The sequence below is a fragment of the Nocardia sp. BMG51109 genome (genome assembly GCF_000526215.1).
Classification (GTDB): domain Bacteria; phylum Actinomycetota; class Actinomycetes; order Mycobacteriales; family Mycobacteriaceae; genus Nocardia.
This window is the reverse complement of sequence record NZ_JAFQ01000004.1, coordinates 6,814,786-6,833,494: the sequence shown is the minus strand read 5'-3', so window position 1 is coordinate 6,833,494 and position 18,709 is coordinate 6,814,786. Positions and strand designations below refer to the sequence as shown.

15 protein-coding genes are annotated in these 18,709 nt (G+C 69.6%); 7 read left to right on the top strand and 8 right to left on the bottom strand.

The window, feature by feature from the left end; genetic code table 11:
- Positions 1–104 precede the first annotated feature (104 nt).
- Genes D892_RS0132230 through D892_RS0132215 form a run of 4 tightly spaced genes read right to left on the bottom strand, consistent with a single transcriptional unit; the run spans position 105 to position 5,528 of the window.
- Positions 105–1,445 (bottom strand): pyridoxal-phosphate dependent enzyme, encoded by a 1,341-nt coding sequence (locus D892_RS0132230; protein WP_024805205.1) that lies wholly within the window; start codon positions 1,443–1,445, stop codon positions 105–107.
- Entirely contained in the window at positions 1,445–2,950 is a 1,506-nt protein-coding gene (locus D892_RS0132225) for an alanine racemase (RefSeq protein WP_024805204.1), read from the bottom strand. Before D892_RS0132225 ends, D892_RS0132230 begins: the two co-directional genes overlap by 1 nt.
- Positions 2,947–4,227 (bottom strand): heavy-metal-associated domain-containing protein, encoded by a 1,281-nt coding sequence (locus D892_RS0132220; protein WP_024805203.1) that lies wholly within the window; start codon positions 4,225–4,227, stop codon positions 2,947–2,949. Before D892_RS0132220 ends, D892_RS0132225 begins: the two co-directional genes overlap by 4 nt.
- Positions 4,224–5,528, bottom strand: coding sequence for an aminotransferase class V-fold PLP-dependent enzyme (locus tag D892_RS0132215; protein ID WP_024805202.1), 1,305 nt, complete (start codon positions 5,526–5,528; stop codon positions 4,224–4,226). Before D892_RS0132215 ends, D892_RS0132220 begins: the two co-directional genes overlap by 4 nt.
- Before the next feature lie 182 nt (positions 5,529–5,710).
- Here D892_RS0132215 and D892_RS0132210 point away from each other — a divergent pair, with 182 nt between their 5' ends.
- A complete protein-coding gene (locus D892_RS0132210; RefSeq protein ID WP_024805201.1) occupies positions 5,711–6,130 on the top strand; it encodes a pyridoxamine 5'-phosphate oxidase family protein in 420 nt (139 codons plus the stop codon).
- Between the two features lie 44 nt (positions 6,131–6,174).
- Here the strand turns inward: D892_RS0132210 and D892_RS0132205 are convergent, their stop codons facing one another.
- The gene (locus tag D892_RS0132205; RefSeq protein ID WP_024805200.1) at positions 6,175–6,747 is read right to left on the bottom strand and encodes a DUF2599 domain-containing protein; all 573 of its coding nucleotides are present in this window, start codon (positions 6,745–6,747) and stop codon (positions 6,175–6,177) included.
- Positions 6,748–6,898: 151 nt separating this feature from the next.
- On the opposite strand from D892_RS0132205, the gene D892_RS0132200 reads away from it, so the two are divergent.
- Positions 6,899–7,993 carry a TerD family protein gene (locus tag D892_RS0132200; protein ID WP_024805199.1) on the top strand — a complete coding sequence of 365 codons (1,095 nt, stop codon included), beginning with the start codon at positions 6,899–6,901 and terminating at the stop codon, positions 7,991–7,993.
- A gap of 135 nt (positions 7,994–8,128) precedes the next feature.
- On the opposite strand, the gene D892_RS0132195 is transcribed toward D892_RS0132200, so the two are convergent.
- Positions 8,129–9,856: a GMC oxidoreductase gene (locus D892_RS0132195; RefSeq protein WP_024805198.1), complete on the bottom strand. Its 1,728-nt coding sequence runs from the start codon at positions 9,854–9,856 to the stop codon at positions 8,129–8,131.
- 139 nt (positions 9,857–9,995) lie between these two features.
- Here D892_RS0132195 and D892_RS0132190 point away from each other — a divergent pair, with 139 nt between their 5' ends.
- From D892_RS0132190 to lexA, 3 genes are all read left to right on the top strand, one after another.
- The gene (locus tag D892_RS0132190; protein WP_024805197.1) at positions 9,996–10,718 is read left to right on the top strand and encodes a TetR/AcrR family transcriptional regulator; all 723 of its coding nucleotides are present in this window, start codon (positions 9,996–9,998) and stop codon (positions 10,716–10,718) included.
- A 344-nt stretch (positions 10,719–11,062) separates the two neighbouring features.
- Positions 11,063–12,691: an LCP family protein gene (locus D892_RS0132180; protein ID WP_024805195.1), complete on the top strand. Its 1,629-nt coding sequence runs from the start codon at positions 11,063–11,065 to the stop codon at positions 12,689–12,691.
- 127 nt (positions 12,692–12,818) lie between these two features.
- Positions 12,819–13,475 carry a transcriptional repressor LexA gene (lexA, locus tag D892_RS0132175; protein WP_024805194.1) on the top strand — a complete coding sequence of 219 codons (657 nt, stop codon included), beginning with the start codon at positions 12,819–12,821 and terminating at the stop codon, positions 13,473–13,475.
- A gap of 479 nt (positions 13,476–13,954) precedes the next feature.
- Here the strand turns inward: lexA and D892_RS0132170 are convergent, their stop codons facing one another.
- Both D892_RS0132170 and D892_RS0132165 read right to left on the bottom strand, forming a co-directional pair.
- The gene (locus D892_RS0132170) at positions 13,955–14,632 is read right to left on the bottom strand and encodes an NAD(P)-dependent oxidoreductase (RefSeq protein WP_024805193.1); all 678 of its coding nucleotides are present in this window, start codon (positions 14,630–14,632) and stop codon (positions 13,955–13,957) included.
- 39 nt (positions 14,633–14,671) lie between these two features.
- Positions 14,672–15,310 (bottom strand): TetR/AcrR family transcriptional regulator, encoded by a 639-nt coding sequence (locus D892_RS0132165; protein ID WP_024805192.1) that lies wholly within the window; start codon positions 15,308–15,310, stop codon positions 14,672–14,674.
- A 111-nt stretch (positions 15,311–15,421) separates the two neighbouring features.
- Here D892_RS0132165 and D892_RS0132160 point away from each other — a divergent pair, with 111 nt between their 5' ends.
- Together D892_RS0132160 and D892_RS0132155 are read left to right on the top strand one after the other, a co-directional pair.
- Positions 15,422–16,867 (top strand): FAD-binding oxidoreductase, encoded by a 1,446-nt coding sequence (locus D892_RS0132160; RefSeq protein WP_024805191.1) that lies wholly within the window; start codon positions 15,422–15,424, stop codon positions 16,865–16,867.
- 86 nt (positions 16,868–16,953) lie between these two features.
- Complete coding sequence (locus D892_RS0132155) at positions 16,954–18,675, top strand: MFS transporter (protein ID WP_024805190.1); 1,722 nt, start codon at positions 16,954–16,956, stop codon at positions 18,673–18,675.
- The last annotated feature ends 34 nt before the right edge of the window (positions 18,676–18,709 follow it).

Here is an 18,709-nt window from a genome sequence, read left to right as displayed (position 1 = left end):
TTGCCGATCGGGATTCCGGCCGAAGCATGCCGGAATGACGAAGTGGTGGCATGCCGGAATGGCAGTGGGGTGGCGGGTGAGCAGGATATTGGTGTGAGCCGGGGTCAGTGCGGGCGCGGTGCGGTCTCCATCGGCATGCCGGCGTCGCGCCAGGCGACGATGCCGCCGTCCAGGCTGGCCGCGTCGTAGCCGCCGCGCCGGGCCAGTGCCGCGAAACGCCGGGACACCTCGCCCACCGGGCAGACGAAAACCAGTGGGCGCGAGCGGGAGAACGGGACGCCCTGGGCGAACATGTCGTCGAGTTGGTCGTCGCGGATGTTCAGCGCGCCGGGCACGTGCCCGATCCGGTAGGCCATCGCGCCGCGGGTGTCGACGATGGTCGGGCGGGCGGTGGCGTCCAGGTCGGCCAGCGCCCGCGGGGACAGCGCCGGGACCGCGTCGAGTTCCGCCGCGGCCGGTGGTTCGGCGCGGGAACCGGTGCGGCCGAACAGGTCCGGGCGGCGTTTCTTGATGTAGGACAGGTACGGTTCGAGCCGGTCGCATACGACGAACACGGCCACGAGCGGATCGCCGCGGGTGCGGGCCGAATCGTCCAGGGAGCGTAGGTGATCCAGTGTCGCCGCGTAGGTGGCGCCGCTGGTCGGCCCGGCCAGGATGCCGTAGCCGGTGGCCAGTTCGAGGGTGGCGTCGACGGCGCGGCCGGAGTCGACGGTGAGGATGTGGTCGTAGAAGTCGGGCCGGAACAGGCCCACCTCCCACATCTCGGTTTCCGAGCGGATGCCGGGGATGAAGTCCGAGCGCTCCGACACCACCGCCAGCGCGCGCAGGTCCGGATGGTGTTTGCGCAGATACGAGGCCGCGCCGCGGGTGGAGCCGGTGGTGCCGAGACCGCCTGCGAGATAGTCGATCCGGTGCACGCCGTCGCGGGCGAGGTCCTCGTGGATCTCGCGGCCGGTGCCGTGGTAGTGCGCCTCGACGTTCTTGTCGTTGGTGTACTGCGACGGATGATGGTAGGCGCCGGGGCTTTTCGCCATGGTCGACTCGATGACCGAGTAGACGTCGTTGGGGGTGGTGGGGTCCGGGCATTCCGACAGCCCGGGCAGTTCCTCGATCTCGGTGCCGAACAGCTGCAGCAGGTCGCGCACCTCGGTGACCTTGATCCGGTTGGTGACCGCGCGCAGCCCGACCCCGTGCAGGGCGCCCAGGATGCGCAGCGCCTTGGCGGTGTTGCCGCTGGAGGCCTCGATCAGGGTGCGGCCGTGCGCGGTGATCTCGCCGAGTTCGTCGCGGATCATGCCCCACGCGACGCGGTCCTTCACCGAGCCGAACGGGTTGCAGGACTCCAGTTTCGCGTACAGCTGCACACCGGCCAGGCCGTGCACGGCCGGATCAAGCCGCAGCAGCGGGGTGTTGCCGATCAGGTCGGTGATGTGGTCGTAGCGCATCACGGCATCCCGTGCGTGGGCCGGGCCGGGGTGTGCGAGAGCGCGCGGGGTGGCGTGCTCGGCGCGTGTTCGGGGGGCGGGGTGGGGTCGTAGTCGGCGTCGCGGCAGACGTGGAAGATTCCGTCGCGGTGTGTGACCGCCAGTTTCGGCGGCAGCGGGTGCAGGGATGCGGCGGCCGCCGACAGGTCGGAGTGGTAGGCGGCGGTGTTGGGGAACACCACGAGGTCACCCGGCCGCGGCAGCGCGTCGAGCCAGACCTTGTGATTGGTGATCAGATCGCGTTCCAGGCACAGTCGTCCGGCGAAGAACACACCGACCGATCCGGTCGCGGTGGCGGGCTCGGCGGATCCGGTGGCGGGCAACACGATCGGATCCACCATCACCTCCTGGTCGGCCGGGGTGACGGTGTCGCGGCTGAGATCGAGGTTGACCAGCACGCTGCCGTCGGCGGCTCGTTTCACGAATTCGACTCGGGCGCAGGTGATTCCGGCATGGTCGACGAGCGCCTTGCCCGGTTCCAGCCACAGCTCGAGCAGATTCTCGTCGGCGACCTGGGCGACGGTGCGGCCGCCGTGCGCCTCCAGCGGCGCGCACAGCAGCTCGTCGAGCATCCGGGCGGCGGGCACGGTGTTGGCGTATTTGTGGAATACGGGGGTGCCGCGCACACCGGTGTCGTCGAGATGGAAGCCGAAGGTGTTGCCGCCCCAGGTCATCGGCTCGCCGCGGCCCAGCAGCGCCTCCCGCAGCGCGGCGACATAGCCGTCGAACCGGTCGGCGTCGGCGGTGAACACCTGGCGCAGCCCGCCGCCGATATCGAGCACGGTCGGCGCCAGGCCGTGGCCGTAGGCGCGTTCGATCAGCTCCAGGCAGGCCTGCACCGCCCGGACCCGCTCGGCCTGCTCGCCGGAATCGAGGTGGAAGGCGAAGCCGCGCAGCGTGATCCGGTCGCGCCGGGCCGAGGCCACCGACAGCGCCTGCTCGATCTCGGTGAGCGGGATCCCGAACCGGCTCACCGCGCTCGCCTCGAACCCCGACACCCGCAGCAGCACCGGCACGGGCGTGTGCTCACCGGCCAGCTCGGCGATGCGGTCCAGCTCCCACGGATTGTCGACGTTGATCGTGACCGCCGCGCCGACGAGTGCGCGCAGCATCGCCTCGCCCTTGGGGCCGGTGACCTCGATGCGCGCCGGGCCGAATCCGGCGTCGGCGGCCGCGGCGAGTTCGCGCGGAGACGCGACGTCGACGGAGATGCCGGCCGACTCGGCGGTGCGCAGCAGCGCGCGGGACCGGTTCACCTTGTGCGCGTAGCAGATCCGGTACCGCGACAGCCGGGCCTCCAGCACCGACCGCAGCCGGTCCAGATTGTCCGTGTACACCTGCGGGAACACCAGGTGGGCGGGGGAGCCGAAGCGCGCCACCGCCTCCTCGGCGGCGCCGGGTGTGTCGAGGAAGGCGCGTACCAGCGGATGCGTTGCGGCCGGCAGCGTGGGCGCCGCGGAGGTCATACCGCGGTGTCCGTGCCGCCGGAGGCGGTGGCCGCCACGGCCGCCCGGGTGAGCGCCGGGTTGTAGCCGCCGTCGCGCAGCGCCTCGAACGCGCGATGCCGGTTGCGCGGGCTGCGGAACTCGGCCACCACCCGCTTGCTGATCAGGTCGATGTCGTGCACGCGGATCCGCATCGACTCCAGCACCCCGGTGATGGTGCGCACGCAGTGCTTGCAGTTCATGTCGGGCACGTAGAAGATCTGGTCCGCGGCGGCGAGATCGTCGCCGGTGCCGGGCTCGGATTCGGCGGGTATCCGCGCGACGGTGAGCCGGGTGAGGGTGTCGCGGAACAGGTCCACGAAATGCTCCACCACCACCGGCAGCAGGCTGTAGTGGTCGTCGTCGAGGCGATGCGGCATGGCGGCCAGGCAGGCCGGGCGGGTGCCCGGCGGCAGCAGCGCGTACTGGCGGGAGATCAGGTCGAGCTCGTCGTGATACTTCTCGATGGCCGCCGGCGCCGACAGTCCCTCGGTGGTGGTGGCGCGCCGCATGACGGTGTGCGCGTCGGCGATGGTGGCGTCCTTCATCGCCCGCAGGGTCGCCACGGTCTCGGCGGTGTAGCGGACGCTGCCGTCGGACTGTGCGGCGAACGACACCGGGATCATGCCGCGCCGGTAGGTGGAGGCCTGCAACTCCCAGAACCAGCGCGTGGCGACCGCCCCGAATATGCCGGAATCGCGCATGCCGCACGCGAATTCGACGGGCGTACGGTAGGGCGTCGAGCGGGCCAGCAGGGCGTGCTGGGCCAGCGCGCGGCCACACGCCTCGATACCGACACGGAAGATGTCGACCGGTTCGTGGTCGGTGGTGGTGCCCGCGAGCAGCGCGCTCTCGTCGGGTCGAAGCGCCGAGATGCGCTGGGCCAGTGCGGTATCGGCGGCGAGCGCACCCCACAGGCGCAGCGCGGTCTCGCGCACGGCGATCGGCACGATCGGGCCGAGCCCGCCGTCGCGGATGTGGCCGGTGTTGGGGATGCCGTCGGAGTCGGTCCAGGCGACGCGGTGGGTCGCGCTGGTCACCTGGTCGGGGCGGCACGGTGGCATGAACCGCTCCAGATACAGCCGCTGAGACAGGGTGAGATGGCTGCCGGGTTCGAAACGCAGTGGCGTGCAGGTGTATTCGATGTGGGTGTCGCCCGGCGCCGGTATCGCGGCGAACAGTCCCGGCCGGGCCAGTCCGGCCAGGACGCGGGAGGCCGCGCGCCGGTCGTAGCGGGGTTGCGCCTGGTCGGTAGTCATCGGACCTCCGTGGCTATCGTGGCGACACACCGCACGAACCGGTCGATCTCGTCGGCGGTGTTGTACAGGTGGGTGCTCACCCGTACCGAATCATCATCGGCGGCGGCCTGGCCGGCCGGCCCGCCGCGCGGCGGCACGCAGTGTGCGCCGGTGCGGACCAGGAAACCGAACTCGGCGAGCACGAATCCGAGATCGGTGGATCCGATGCCGTCGAGCGTGAAGGAGACGATGCCGTACCCGTTGTCGCACGGCGCGTGCGCGGGGCCGGGCAGGAACTCCAGTCCCGGCAGCGGGCGCAGGCCCGAGACGAGCCGCTCGGTCAGCGCCCGGTTGTGCGCGGCGACCGTATCGAGGCCGGCCTCGTCGAGGAAATCCAGTGCCGCGCCCAGGGCGAGAATGCCCGCGATATCGGGTGTACCGCCCTCCAGCCGGGCGGGCATCGCCCGGGGCGCGAGGCCCGATTCCGCCGGTGCCACACCGGAATTGCCGCCGGGCAGGAACGCGGTCAGCTGGTCGTGGACGCGGCGGCGGCAGTAGAGCACGCCGGTGCCGGGCGCCCCGAACATCTTGTGCGCCGACAGCACCGCGAAATCGGCGCCCAGCTCGGTGACCCGCACCGGCAGGTGCCCGCCGCTCTGGCTGCAGTCGAAGCACAGCAGCACGCCCGGATCGATCCGGCCGCGCAACTCCTCGAGGGTGCTCAGCGCGCCGAAGACGTGGTGCAGGTGGGCGACGGTGATCAGCCGGGTGCGCGGGGTGAGCTTGGCGGCGATGTCGTCGACGTCGGCCTCGCCCAGTGCCGTCACCCGGTAGGGCACCAGCCGGATGTGCCGGCCGAAGCGGGCGAGCGTGGTGCGCAGCTGCCACCACGGATAGACGTTCGAGGCGTGATCGCGTGGGCTGTAGAGGATTTCGTCGCCGTCGCCGAGCGCGGCCAGACCCCAGGCGAGCGCGACCGCGTTGAGGCCGGCGGTGGCACCGGCGGTGAACACCACCTCGTCGGGTGCGGCGCCGAGGAATCGCGCGGTGTGCTCGCGCACCCCCTCCAGGTCGCGGGTCAGGGCGGTCGCCCACGGATAGGTGCCCCGGCCGGCGTTGGCGGTGCGGGTGCTGTGGTAGCGGTGCACGGCCTCGATCACCGGGCGCGGTTTCTGGGTGGTCGAGGCGCTGTCGAGGTAGACCTCGGAGGTCTCGGCGAGGGCGGGGAACAGCGGGCGAACATCCGCGCGGCGGGGCGCCGGTGACCGGTCCCGGGCCGCCGGTGGCCCGGCGGGGGCAGACCATGGCGCAGGTGACCGCAACGCGACGCTCCTTCGGGTCGTAACGCTCCGACTCGATCCACGATACGCACTTTTCGTGAGGTGTTCGAACGTTCTCGCGGACAACGAGTTTCGCGGAGTTTCGCGAACGTCATTCGACACGCCGACGCGGTGCCGCCGGACGAGGCTGTGCCGGGCCCCGATCGGGCGGTACCGTGATGATCATGGCGCTGACTCCGAGCGAACGTGACGAGTTCCTGTCCGAGCCGCACATCGGGGCCCTGGCGGTTGCCGCGGCAGCCGGTCGCGGGCCGCTGACCGTGCCGATCTGGTACGACTACACCGCCGGCGAGCTCTGGTTGCTGACCGGTCCCGGCTCGAAGAAGATGGAGCTGATCAACGCCGCCGGGCGGTTCAGCCTGATGGTCGAGCGACTGGAGCCGACCGTACGGTACGTGACGGCGGAGGGGCCGGTCACCGGTGTCGCCCCGGCCACCGACGAGGTGCACGAGGCGATGGTGCGGCGCTACCTGCCCCCGGACAAGGTGGCCGGGTATCTGGAGTTCGCCGAGAGCCTCGGCGAGCAGGTCGTGGTGACCATGCGGCCGGAGCACTGGCTGTCGGCGGATCTCGGCGGCTTCTGAACGGTGGTCCGCAGAACACGGTGGTCCGCGGAGCCGGGCGGCTCTCAGTTGCCGGCCGGATCCGGTCCGCCGGGGTTGCAGAGGGCGTTGACGGTGCCCTGATAGCCGAGGGCGGGCCGCCACGGTTCCAGGTTCCAGGCCGGCTTGTTCGGGGCGACCAGGCGCGCCCACTCCCAGTGACACTTGAACTGGTCGTACATTCCCGGAGTGTCGGAGTCGGGGGCCAGGGTGAGCACCTCGCCCCAGGCGCGGTCCAGGGCGGGCGGGAAGTTGTCGGCGCGCCCGGCCGGACTGGGATAGACGTGCAGGCGGCGCCCGTCGGGATCGTCGGTCCACTCGGTGCGCTCGATCAGCGGGCTGCCGGCGAACTCGTCGACCGTGGGCGCCGGCGCGACCGGATAGTCGGCGGAGGTGCCCGCGGCCGTCGGGCTCGCGACCGCGGTCGAGGACGCGGTAGTGGAGGACGCCGTCGCGGTGGCGGGGACCGGGCCGGCCGCCACCGGCTCGGAGTCGTCGCCCCCGCCGCACGCGGTCGCCGCCAGCGCCGTCGCCAGCAACGCCACCCCGCCGATCCGCCCGACGCCGTGCCGCACCGAGAACTCCTCCCGTCGCCGCACCGAGAAACTCCTCCCGTCGTGCCTGTCTCGCGCCCGTCACGGTACCCGGTCGGCGCGAGGGCGGGGAATTCGTTGCCGCGGAGCCGGATGCGGCACGCGGCCGCGCCCGTGTTGGCCGACAGCGCGGGCGCGGCCACGTAAAGTGGGATGCGTGGCCGCACAGCTGACCAAGGGGCAAGTCGACCGCCTGGCCGTCGACGACATCACGGTGTCGGTGCAGCACAGTGCGCCGGTCGATATCGCGGCGCTGCTGCTGGACTCCTCGGGCCGGGTGCGCGGGGAGAACGATCTGGTCTTCTACAACCAGCCCACCGGTCCGGGCCTGCGCCTGGTGCCCGGTTCGCCGGTGTTGTCGGTCGGGCTGGCACATCTGCCGCCCGAGATCGCGCACGTGCGGATCGCGGTAGCGCTCGAGGACGAGCAGTCCCATTTCGGCGACTATCCGCCGCCCACGGTCCGCATCGAGGACGCCACCGGAAACCTGGTGTACGAGTACGTGATCGACGATCTGGGCCAGGATCCCGCGGTGATCGCCTTCGACCTGGACCGGGTCGGCGCCGACTGGCAGGTGCGGGTGCTCGGGCACGGCTATCCGGCCGGTTTCGCCGCACTGGTGACCGCGCACGGGGTGACGATCGGCAGCGCCGAGTCGGAGGCGGCCTACGTCGGGGCGGCGGTGCTGGATCCCGGGCAGGAAGTGGCGCTGACGGACGTCCGCAAGGGCGGTGACCTGTCGCTGGTGAAGATGGCCGTCGGCTGGGACCCGATGAAGGTGCACGGCCCGCGCGGGATGCGCGAGCTGGAGATCGACCTGGACGCCTCGGCGCTGCTGTACGTCGGCCAGAACCTCGTGGATGTCGCCTTCTACGACCATCTTTCGTCCCGCAACGGGGCGGTGCGCCATTCCGGCGACAACCTGACCGGCGAGGGCAAGGGCGACGACGAGGTGATCACCGTCGACCTGGGCCGGCTACCACAGCAGGTCAGCACGCTGCTGTTCGTGGTCAGCTCGTACGCCGGGCACACCTTCGAACGCATCCGCAACGGCTACTGGCGGATGGTGGACGGCAGCACGAATGCCGAACTGGCGCGCGGCAACCTGCACGGCGGCGGCCCGCACACCGGCATGGTGGTGGCCAAGGTGTACCGCGACAGCAGCGGGAACTGGCGGGTCGCCGCGATCGGCGCTCCCATCCAGGCCGGGCATCCGGTGGAGGCGGTCCAGCAGGTATCGCCGTACCTGTAGGGCCGCGGCCACCGCGGATAAGCGCGCGGTGCGTACGTGCACGCGATGCAAGTGCGCACCCGCTGCCGTCGCCGCCCGTGCGGCGCTCGCGATTCGAGCCGCGCGGTTCGGGCTGTGTGATCCAGGCTGTGTGGTTCAGCTGTGTGGTTTCAGGCTGCCGGGCCGGATTTCGACGATCGGCAGGACCAAGGCGGCCGGTGCGTCGGCCGGGACGACCGGACCGCGCGGGGTGACGGGGGAGATGCGCTCGTAGGGCCGATGCTGCGGCGGGCGCGGATCGGCCTCCCCCTTGTTCGGCCACAGCGCGGCCGCGCGCTCGGCCTGGGCGGTGATGGTGAGCGACGGGTTGACGCCGAGATTGGCCGAGACCGCGGCGCCGTCGACGACGCTCAGTGTCGGATACCCGAAGACGCGATGGTAGGCGTCGATCACGCCGTGCTCGCGATCGGCGCCGATGACCGCGCCGCCGAGGAAGTGGGCGGTCAGGGGGATGTTGAACACCTCGCCCCAGGTGCCGCCGGCGATGCCGCCGATCTTGTCGGCCACTCGGCGGGTCACCTCGTTGCCGGCCGGGATCCACGTCGGGTTCGGCTGGCCGTGGCCCTGTTTCGAGGTGAGCCGCCGCCCGAACGGGCCGCGCCGGGTGTAGGTGGTGATCGAGTTGTCCAGGTGCTGCATGACCAGCGAGATGACGGTGCGTTCGCTCCAGTTCCGCACGCTCAGCATCGACAGCAGCGTGCGCGGATGGCGCAGCGCCTCGAACAGGAACCGCAGCCAGCGCGGGACCCGGCCGCCGCCGTCGACCATCAGGGTTTGCAGCAGGCCCATCGCATTGGAGCCTTTGCCGTAGCGCACCGGCTCGATATGGGTGTCGGCGGTGGGATGGATGGAGGAGGTGATGGCCACGCCGCGGGTGAAATCGCGGTCCGGATCCATCCGGCGGGTGGCCGCGCCGACGATGGATTCGGAGTTGGTGCGCGTCAGCTCGCCCAGTCGCGGCGACAGCTCCGGCAGAATTCCCTTGTCGCGCATCGCGAACAGCAGCTGCTGGGTGCCGCGGGTGCCGGCGGCGAGCACCACCTGCCCGGCGGTGAACGACCGGGGCGACTTGCGGATCCAGGCGCCGGTGCGTTCGGTGTCGACCTGCCACGACCCATCGGGCAGCGGCCGCAGCGCCGTCGCGGTGGTCAGCGGAATCACCTGTGCCCCGGCCTGTTCGGCCAGATACAGATAGTTCTTCACGAGGGTGTTCTTGGCGCCGTGGCGGCAGCCGGTCATGCATTCGCCGCATTCGAGGCAGCCGGTGCGGTCCGGGCCGACACCGCCGAAATACGGGTCCGGCACGGTCTTTCCGGGCTCGCCGAAATACACCCCCACCGGCGTCTGCACGAACGTGCCGGCCACGCCCATATCCTCGGCGACCTCCCGGAAGACCTCGTCGGCCGGTGTCAGGTGCGGATTGCGTACCACGCCCAGCATCTTCGTGGCCTGCTCGTAGTAGGGCGTCAGTTCCGCGCGCCAGTCGGTGATCTCGCGCCACTGCGCGTCCCGGAAGAACGGCTCCGGCGGCACGTACAGCGTGTTGGCGTAGTTGAGCGAGCCGCCGCCCACGCCCGCGCCGCCGAGGATCAGCACGTCGCGCAGCAGATGGATGCGCTGGATGCCGTAGCAGCCCAGCCGCGGCGCCCAGACGAAATTGCGCAGATCCCAACTGGTCGCGGGGAGCCGGTCGTCGGTGAACCGCCGCCCGGCCTCGAGCACCCCGACCCGGTAGCCCTTCTCCACCAGCCGCAGCGCGGTAACGCTGCCGCCGAATCCGGAGCCCACGATGAGCACGTCGAAGTCGGTATCGGGCTGGGTCATATGCCACTCCTCGCTGCTGTCGCCGGTGACGCCGGCAAGGTTACTACCGAGTAGAGTAACTGTGTCGAGCGGTACCTCATAGTTTGGCGAGCGCCGATCTCCTCTGGAATCAGTGCTCTCGATATGGCATGGTGAAACCATGTCCGCCACCACGCCCCGGGCCCGCGCTCGCGCCCGCACCATGGAAGACATCGTGCGCATCGGCCGCGATCACCTGGCCGTGCACGGTGCGGCGGCGCTGTCGCTGCGGGCGGTGGCCCGCGATCTCGGCGTCGTCTCCTCGGCGGTATACCGCTACGTCCGCAGCCGCGACGAGTTGCTGACGCTGCTCGTCATCGACGGCTACACCGAACTGGCCGATGCGGTCGACGCCGCGCTGGCGCCGGACTCGGCGGATTCGGAGGCGCCGGCGCGCCGCCTCCGGGCGCTGGGCGTCGCGATGCGGGACTGGGCGCTGGCCGAGCCGGCCCGCTACGGTCTGCTGTTCGGCACCCCGGTGCCCGGCTACCACGCGCCCGCCGAGCGCACCGTCGCGCCCGGCACCCGGGTCATCGGCGCGCTGCTGAGGATTCTCGGGAACGCCTACCGCGCAGGGCTTCTCGGCGAACCCGATCCGCTGCCGCCGGTATCCCCGGCGCTGGCAGCCGATCTGGCCCGGATCGGCGCGGAATTCGATCTGGCACTGCCGGATTGGGCGCTGGTGCGGGGACTGTCGGTGTGGAGCGGGCTGATCGGCGCGGTGAGCGCCGAGGTGTTCGACATGTACGGCGCCGACACCTTCACCGACCGGGCCGAGGTGTTCGACCGGCAGCTCGACAACCTGTGCGCGCTGGCGGGATTGGGCGACGCGCCGAACGGGTAGGTGCCCGCAAATGTGCATTTCCGGCGGTCGGCGTGCAGGATGTCACAGTACGGCAAAGCGCATTCTCAGCGTATCCACAGCACCGTGATGTGAGACTGTACGTCGACATGAACGATCGAACCGACCCGATCCCGGTCGTACCGGACCCGCCGCCCGGTGGTCGTCGTGCCCGGCGCGAACCGGCCGAGGGCGGCCGCCGCGGCGGGGATCGGCCCGCACCGGAGACCGGCGGGAGTCGGCATGCCCGCGCGGCCGACCCGGAGCCGGGCCGGCGCCCTCGTGCCGACGCGGAGGCAGGTCGGCATTCCCGGGCCGGGACGGGTACGCACCGTCGCGCCCGGGCGATGCCGGTCGACATCTCCGAGAGCCCCACGGACCGGTACGAGCCCGCGGGCAAGCGAGGCGGCCGGGGTTCCCGGGGCGCCCGGCAGCGACCCGGTCGGGCCGGCCGTGCCGCGCGGATCGGCGTGCGGGTGCTGGCGGCCGCCACCGCCGTGGTCGTGTTGTCGGGCACCGGATTCGCCTACTACACCGAGCGCAGCGTCGACCGGGGCTTCACCCGCTCCGGCGTGATCAGCGCCGAGGACGCCGCCGCCCTGGACGGCGACCTGAACATCCTGCTGATCGGCCTGGACACCCGCAAGGACCAGAACGGCAACGACCTGCCCAAGAACGTCCTCGACCAGCTGCACGCCGGCGACGGCAGCGAGGGCGGCTACAACGCGAATTCGCTGATCCTGGTGCACATTCCGAAGGATCTGAAGAAGATCACCGCCTTCTCCATCCCGCGCGACGACTACGTCGCGGTCAGCGGCATCCCCGGCTACGACCACGCCAAGATCAAGGAGGCGTACGGGCTCAAGAAGGTCTACGCGGAGCAGAAACTGGAGAATCAGGGCGTCAAGGACAAGGTCGAGATCGAGCACAAGGGCCGCGAGGCCGGGCGCGAATCCATCGTGCAGACGGTCAAGCAGCTCACCGGGGTGCCGATCAACCGGTTCGCCGAGATCTCGCTCATCGGCTTCTACCATCTCGCCGAGATCCTGGGCGGCGTCGACGTATGCCTCAACCATCCGGTCGACGACGAGTACTACTCGGGTGCGGTGTTCCCGGCCGGTCGGCAGCATCTGGACGCGGCCAACGCGCTGTCGTTCGTGCGCCAGCGCCACGAACTGGAGAACGGCGACCTCGACCGGACCCATCGCCAGCAGGCGTTCCTGACCTCGGTCGCCAAGCAGCTCAAGGATTCCGGCACCCTCACCAACGTGGGCAAGCTGCAGCAGCTGATCAATGCCGCACAGCAGGACATCGTGCTGTCGGACGGCTGGAACCTGCTGGACTTCGCCCAGACCATGGGCAAGGCCGGGACGATTCCGATCGAATTCCAGACGCTGCCGGTGAAGGCGTTCCAGAACGTCGACGGCCAGGACGTCAACGTCGTGGACCCGGTGGCCATCAAGAAGACGGTGCGCGCCGCGTTCGGCATGCAGGCGCCGCCGACACCGGCCGCGCCCGCGCAGACCCCCACCAGCACCGTGGACGTGGTCAACTCCGAGGGGCCGGCGGGAATGGCGGCGAAGGTGTCGAAGGCCCTGTCCGAGAAGGGGTTCACCGCCGGCGAGGTGGGCAACGCCCGCTACGGTGACGGTTCCAGTTCGGTCGTCTACTACGGCACCGGCGCCGAGACCGACGCCACCCAGGCCGCCGACCTGCTCGGCGGGCTGCCGACGGCGCCGTCCAAGAACATCCAGTCCGGACATGTGAGGATCGTGGTCGGCAGCGACTTCAGCCTGCCCGACGCGCTGACCACCGGCACGACCGCGTCCGGGACGAGCGAGACCGGCAGCGAGGGTTCGACGTCGACCTCGTCCGGCAGCGCCACGTCGTCCACCACCGCGGCACCGGTGGACGGCGGCAACGCCGGCAATCCGGTCACCACGAATATCGGCTCCGACATCCCCTGCGTGAATTAGCGGCGCGGGCGGCGCGTTTCGCCGGGCACGGGCGGCCGTGCCTGCCGTGGCGTGCTGCCGTGTCTTCGGTGGCATGTGCTGCCGTGTCTTCGGTGGCATGTGCTGCCGTGCCCCGTACGATTCCCCGGTGACCGGATACGACGATGCGTTCGACCACCTCGACACCTCCACCCTGCCGCCGCGCCAGCAGCGGATCCTCGCCACGATCCGCGACTGGGTGATCCGGCACGGGTACCCGCCCAGCACCCGGGAACTCGGGGCCGCGGTGGGGCTGCGGTCCTCGTCGTCGGTGTCGCAGCATCTGAAGGCGCTGGAGGACAAGGGATTCCTGCGGCGCGCCGATTCGCTGTCGCGCCCGATCGACGTGCGGTTGTTCCTGGAGTCCGCGGCGCCGCGCGAACGCGACGAGGACTCGGTGCCGGTGCCGGTGGTCGGCGACATCGCCGCCGGCACCCCGATCACGGCCGAGGAGCACGCCGACGACGTGCTCACCCTGTCGCGCCAACTCGTCGGCCGCGGAACGGTTTTCGGCCTGCGCGTGCGCGGCGACTCGATGATCGACGCCGCCATCTGCGACGGCGACATCGTGGTGGTGCGCCGCCAGCCCGAGGCGCACACCGGCGACATCGTGGCCGCCATGATCGACGAGGAGGCCACGGTCAAGGTGTTCCGCCGCCGGGGCGGCCACGTCTACCTCGAGCCCCGCAACCCCGCCTACGACGTCATCGACGGCGACCGTGCCGTCGTCCTGGGCAAGGTGGTCTCGGTGATGCGCCGCGTCTGACCCCGCGCCGCCGCGCCGGCACCGCCCGGCGCACCGATTCCCGCACGACGTCCTCCGGACTCTTGTCCGGTCGCAGCCCGCGCCAGGGCGGCTGTCGTAACCCGGCCGTCGGCGGTCCACGTGGTGAACGACACCTCACCTACCAGCTGCGGCTCGACCCAGACGGCACCGGGTACGTCGGCGGCCGCGGGCGGGAGTATTCCGTTGCAGCGGTTCGAGTCTCGCCGCCAGGTCATCGAGTGCCGCCCGGGTGAATCCGGTGCCGACATTGCCGACCGGCTGCGCGACCATCAGGCCACCGCCGACACCTCTGCCGCGCCACGACCGGGACCGGCAGCCCCTATAACCGGGACCGCTCACGGGTGGGGCATTTCGATGAGCCCGACCGGGGAGATTCGATGAGCACAGTCAACTTTGCAGTTCGGTTGCGAGCGGCAGTTCGGTTGCGAGCGACCGTGAAATAGCCACATCGATAAGCGCTAGCGGCGGCGGAAGCTGTCGGTGAGGCTCGGGGTCCCCACGGTAGTGACCACGTCGACGCATGTGCCGACGAACTTGTTCTCCAGGGTCGCATCCAATAACGCATCGGCGAGATCCACCCGCGAGGTGTATCGGCCGGGAATGCTCGAGGGTGCCAGGGTGTAGTCGGTGATGGTGGCGCCGTCGAAGAGTCCGGAGGCGCGGACGATGGTCCAGTCGAGTCCACTGTTTCGGACGGCTACCTCCATGCGTCCCATATCGGCATACGCAGTCCGACCCAGGGTGAGCATGGCGGGGAGGAGCACCGTTCGGAAAAGGAGGGATTCGCCTGGAGCCGCAGTGCCGGCGACACACACCGAGCTGACGCAGACCAGGCGTCGGACGCTGTGCAGCGCCATTGCCCGCATGATGTTCCCGACACCTTCGGTAAAAATCGATACGGGCTTCAGGGTGTAACTTCCCCCGAGGACCGATATCACGGCATCGTGCCCGGCTGTCGCCGCTGCGACCGAGTCACCGTCTCGCGCATCCGTACGCACGACTCGCAACAGCGGATCCGCACTGGGGAAATCGGCGGGGCGGCGCACTGCGGCGGTGACCTGCTGCCCCCTGGCTACTGCCTGGCGAACGACATTGAGACCGGTTGGACCGCTGGCACCGAATACGACAATCTTCATTCCTACCCCCGATATGTCGTGTGTATTCCACTGTGAGAATTACTGCGCTGCAGTCGAGCCCGGTTCGGTATTGCCCGCGGAGTACCCCGTCAACAGGGGAACGACCAGTGCATCGATGATTCGCTCGTAGTAGGTGCCGTCCACCGGCTCGTCCGAATCGAGTAGCCGGTAGAAGATCATCGCGGGTACCACATCCGCGATCAGTGCCGTATCCGCACTGTCGGCGATCTCCCCGCGAGCACGGGCGTTTTCGACTATGGCGGCGTACGCCGCGCGGCGCGGTTCGGCAATGACCTGCTCCACGGTTTCACGCAGCTGCGGATCACGGTTGATGGAGGCCGCGATCGCGGACAGAATCGCATCGCGCGGGCCGTCGCGGTCGAGATACATGGCTCCCACAGCGAGCAGATCGGATCGCAGACTGCCGGTATCGGGCAATGGCTCGGTCCAGGCCAGTATCCGGACCGCGTCACGGACCAGCTCCGACTTGTCCTTCCAGCGGCGGTAGACGGTTGCGCGGCTCGCGCCCGCTCGCGCCGCGACGGAATCCATTGTCAGCCGGTCGTATCCGACCTCGGGAAGGATCTCGCTGACGGCGGCCAGTAGTGCGGCGTCGCGCTCCGGATCCCGGGGGCGACCGCCGGATTTCGGCCTGGTGACATCGTCGGGTGGTAGCACGTGGTGAGCGTAGCCCCTGCGCACTTACGAAACAACTGTGTTCTGTATCGCATTTACCGAACCGAAACAGACGTCTACTGTTTCGTAAATGGCCGAGCCGAGGGGAATGTCATGAACGCTGGTCAGGGCGGGAAAATCGAGGGTGTCGAGTTGACGCGGCGCCGACTGCTGGCCGTCGGAGGGGGGCTCCTCGCCGCAGCGTGTACGACGAACGGCTCCGAGGCGGAAACTTCCGCCGACGACACCGGGCTACGCGCCGTCGTTCGGGGTCGCGTGCTCTTGCCCGGCGATGCGGGCTTCGAACAAGCCTGCACACCATGGAATCTGACCGTCGACCAGTCTGTCCGTGCCGTCGTCGAACTCGCCGACACCGATGATGCACCCGCGCTGATCCGATACGCGCGCGAGGCAGGCCGGGCACTGACGGTGCAGCCGAACGGCCACAACCCGTCGTATGCCGCGGACGGCACGATCCTGGTGCGCACCAATCGGCTGAACGAGGTGCGGATCGATCCCGACACCCGGACCGCAAGGGTCGGCGCGGGCGTCAACTGGGGTCGGGTGCAGGCAGCAGCCGGCCCTCACGGGCTGACTGGAGTGGCGGGCAGTTCACCGGCAGTCGGAGTCACCGGCTACACCCTTGGCGGCGGATTGAGTTGGTTCGCACGGCGATTCGGCTGGGCGTCCGACAGCGTGACCGCGTTCGACGTTGTCGACGCCGATGGCCGAGCCCGGCGAGTCGGCCCGTCGTCGGATCCGGATCTGTTCTGGGCCCTGCGGGGTGGTGGCGGTGACTACGCACTCGTTACGGCGCTCGAGTTCGCGCTGCACCCCGTGTCCGCCCTGTACGGCGGAAAGATGCTCTGGCCCATCGATCGCGCACCGCGGGTGATGGCGGCCTTTCGGGAAATCACCGCGACGGCGCCCGACGAACTGACTCTCTGGTTCAGCCTGCTGCGCATGGACGGTGCCCCGCCGATGGTCGGCATCGACACCACCTATCTCGGCGACGCGACCGTGGGCCGGGGCCTGCTGGCAGCGCTCGACGGCATCGACGGACGCATGGTCGACAGCCGCAGGCCCATGCCGCCCGCCGAGCTGGGCACCATCGTCGGCGAACCCACCGATCCGAGCCCGATCCGCTCACACGCCGAGTTGCTGAACGGGCTCACCGACGCCGATGTGGACGCGCTGCTGACCACCTCCATGGACCCACTCGGGGCCATTCAGGTTCGCCACCTCGGCGGGGCGATCGCGCGGTCCTCCGACAGTCCGCCCGGTGCCGTCACCGCCCCCTACTACATGAGCTTCATCGGCGGTCAGCCGACACCGGAAGCGGCTGCGGCGAACGAGAATCGGATCCAGCAGTACCTCGGCGCGCTCGACCGGTCGCGTGGCCGACGAACGCCGCTCACACTACTGAGCCCCTCGCAAACGGCCATCGACGCCTTCGATCCCGGCACTCTGCATCGACTGCGAGACATCAAGAGCAGCGTGGATCCGAAAGGCGTGTTCCGCAGCAACTTTCCCGTTCTGGACCCGGCCGCCGGGCCCTGAGTGATGCAGCCCGTCCACGTCCCGGTCGGCCACGCTCGCCGGATGCACCGAGTGGGACCAACATTCGAACGGAGACAGGGAGAATCGTGGTACCGCACCTGCAACCAGAAAAGGCCGCTCCGCCGGATATCGACTCGATACAGGCCGACCCGCGACGCTGGATCGCATTCGCGACAACACTGGCGGCAGGGTTCATGGACCTACTCGATGTCACCATCGTCAACGTCGCGGTGCCGACCATTCAGGAAGATCTCCGTGCCCAGTACGCCCAGATCGAATGGATCATCGCCGCCTACGTGCTCTCCTTCGCCGCAATCCTGATCACCGGTGGGCGACTCGGCGACCTCTACGGCCGCAAGCGAATCTTCATGGCCGGAATGGTGCTGTTCACGGTGGCGTCGGCGGCGTGCGGACTGAGCTCGGGCCCGACCATGCTGATCGCCTCCCGATTCCTCCAGGGCCTGGCGGCGGGCCTGATGGTCCCGCAGATTCTTGCGATTCTCCGGGAGTCATTTCCCCGGCGGGAGCGTGCCGAGGCGATCGCCGTGTACAGCGCAGTCTGCGGGTCGGCGACGGCAGTCGGCCTGGCGCTGGGAGCCCTGCTGGTGGAATGGGATCTGTTCGGCCTCGGCTGGCGGCCGATATTCCTGGTCAATATCCCGATCGGGATCATCACGCTGATCGCTGCTCGGCTGTGGATGAAGGAGTCCCGATCGGTCGCCGCGCCGCGCCTGGACCTGATCGGTGTCGCGCTCGTCACCGCGGCAATTCTACTGCTGACCTATCCGCTCACCGAGGGACGCCGCCTCGGGTGGCCCGCGTGGACCTTCTTCATGATAGGGGCGTCGGCGGTGGCCCTGATGCTGCTGATCGGCTACGAGCGCAGACGTCGGCGTTTCGAGGGGTCGCCGCTGATCGACCTCGGCCTCTTCCGGTCGCGTCCGTTTACGCTCGGTCTGATCAGCTGGCTGTCGTTCTGGATCTGCTTCGGCGGGTTCTTCTTGGTATGGACGCTGCTCATGCAGGCGGGTCTGGGCTGGTCGCCGCTGCGTGCCGGGCTCACCTCGTTGTTCTTCGCGGTCGCCACCGGCGTTGGCGCGGGTACTTCGGCCAGTGTGTTGGCACCGCGGTTCGGCAGAAGTGTCCTCCTCGCCGGCGGACTTCTCGCCGGTGCCGGGTTCGTCGGCTACGGTGCGTTGGTTCAGCACTACGGCCAGGCGACGACGTCGTGGCAGATGATGCCTCCGATGGTCCTCATCGGCATCGGATTCGGTTTTGTGGTCGCGCCGACCATCGACCTGGTGCTCGGGCAGGTGCCCACCCGCGCCGCCGGCGCCGCGTCCGGATTGCTCAACACCGGACAGCAACTCGGAATCGCGCTCGGTGTCGCGCTGGTCGGGATCGTCTTCTTCACGCAACTGGACCACGATTCCGCGCGGGGTGCCGACGAGGCGGCGGCACGAGTGCAGGCCGAACTCGCTGCAACAGGTCTGCCCGGCCCGGTGCAGACCGAGATAGCCGACGGATTCCGGGCGTGCGTCCGTGATCGATCGGCGCAGGTCGATCCCACCGAAGAGCCGGAAATCTGTCGGGGAGCCGCTGTGGACGATCCCTCCGTGACCCGGGTGCTCACCGAGGCCGGCGAGCATGCCAAGGCGATCAACTTCGCCAATACCTTCCGCTACACGCTCTGGTATGGCGCGGGCATCATGCTGCTGCTGTCCTTCGGCTTCCTCGCGCTGCCGAGGAATGCACAACCTGTCCACGAGGGACTCGAAATCGATGATGCACCAACGGAGTTGACGTAGAGATCCCGAGGATCCGGGTGTCGAGCCCGCCGGA

Coding starts and splice junctions, on each gene's coding strand:
- D892_RS0132220 (WP_024805203.1), bottom strand. CDS start 4,227: ATGACTACCGACCAGGCGCAACCCCGCTACGACCGGCGCGCGGCCTCC.
- D892_RS0132195 (WP_024805198.1), bottom strand. CDS start 9,856: ATGACCCAGCCCGATACCGACTTCGACGTGCTCATCGTGGGCTCCGGA.
- D892_RS0132190 (WP_024805197.1), top strand. CDS start 9,996: ATGTCCGCCACCACGCCCCGGGCCCGCGCTCGCGCCCGCACCATGGAA.
- D892_RS0132170 (WP_024805193.1), bottom strand. CDS start 14,632: ATGAAGATTGTCGTATTCGGTGCCAGCGGTCCAACCGGTCTCAATGTC.
- D892_RS0132225 (WP_024805204.1), bottom strand. CDS start 2,950: ATGACCTCCGCGGCGCCCACGCTGCCGGCCGCAACGCATCCGCTGGTA.
- D892_RS0132230 (WP_024805205.1), bottom strand. CDS start 1,445: ATGCGCTACGACCACATCACCGACCTGATCGGCAACACCCCGCTGCTG.
- D892_RS0132160 (WP_024805191.1), top strand. CDS start 15,422: ATGAACGCTGGTCAGGGCGGGAAAATCGAGGGTGTCGAGTTGACGCGG.
- D892_RS0132180 (WP_024805195.1), top strand. CDS start 11,063: ATGCCGGTCGACATCTCCGAGAGCCCCACGGACCGGTACGAGCCCGCG.
- D892_RS0132210 (WP_024805201.1), top strand. CDS start 5,711: ATGGCGCTGACTCCGAGCGAACGTGACGAGTTCCTGTCCGAGCCGCAC.